The organism is Moorena sp. SIO3I6, from assembly GCF_010672095.1.
Map to the genome: position 1 here is coordinate 1 of NZ_JAAHHU010001697.1, position 1,066 is coordinate 1,066.

The following is a 1,066-nucleotide window of genomic DNA, read 5'->3' on the forward strand; positions in this document are numbered from 1 at the left end:
ACCGAGTGACTTCAGAAACAATCTTCTCTGATGGCGAAAAGTCCTTCACTCTCGATCTCAAAGACAAAGTTTTGTCATTGAGTGATTTTATAGTTCCCGACGTTGATACGGTGTCCTCCCTAAAACAGGTTCGCGGGAAGGAATATTCTAACAGTGTGGATAAAAACACTAATGGAAGTGCTGACCCCGGACAAACTCTCAATTGGTTCGGCAATGGCACTACCACCGATGGCTTCGATTATGGCATTCGGGGTCAAGTGGATGCCATGGCCAACTCTGGGGATGCTTTTTTCCGTGCTGTGATCAGAAACCAAGCAACCCTGGTGTTTTCCACCAGTTTTGATGATAAGATTTATTATGAAACTCCCACAGGTGCCAACAATATTTGGGCAACTGCTAACCAAATTGATAAGCCAGGCCCCGGTATCGATTTAGGAGTTACCGATGTGGACGGCTTGGAACTATGGGGAGGGACAGATGCTAATCGCTTCTCGGTTTATGGAGACCCCGACGTCGCCGTTTATAACTATAATTCCAATGGCACTACCACCGCCTTATATACTCAAGAGGAAATTGCCAAAGCTATTGGTGTAGATGACGAGTTTGCTGAGTTAGTTAACCTGGATGCCATGATGACATCTGGGAGGAACTTAATCATGTTCAGCATCGATCCCATTGAAGAAGCGGGTCTCGATGGTGGTGAAATCTGGGTTTGGGAAAAGGGTTCCGGCCCAGCTGACTTCCTGAAACATGGTGGTCACCTTTGGAATACGGACTTCAAGGTGATGGAAACCTTTGGCACTGCCTCAGAAAATGTCAATGCCTTGGAGGCAATTGGAAGCTACTCTGGAATTCTGGATGCTGGGTTTGAGGTAATCCCCGTGAAGTCTCTCCCACTGGATACAGTAGGAGGTAATCCAATTCCTTTGTCAATTTAATCACAACATGGGAAAAGTTGACTGTATCAACCTAGGACGAAAGTGCCTTAGCTAATTGAAAAGTGCTAGAACCTAATCTTAGTCTTGTAGTCCAAGAGTAGTCTTGGGCTTTTTTTTATGGTTTTTCA

At 45.3% G+C, this 1,066-nt stretch carries 1 protein-coding gene; it reads left to right on the forward strand.

From position 1 onward, the window contains the following. Positions 1–938 (forward strand): hypothetical protein (locus F6K49_RS52400; protein WP_293110992.1); only part of this gene is annotated, 938 nt, incomplete at its 5' end. Positions 939–1,066 lie beyond the last annotated feature (128 nt).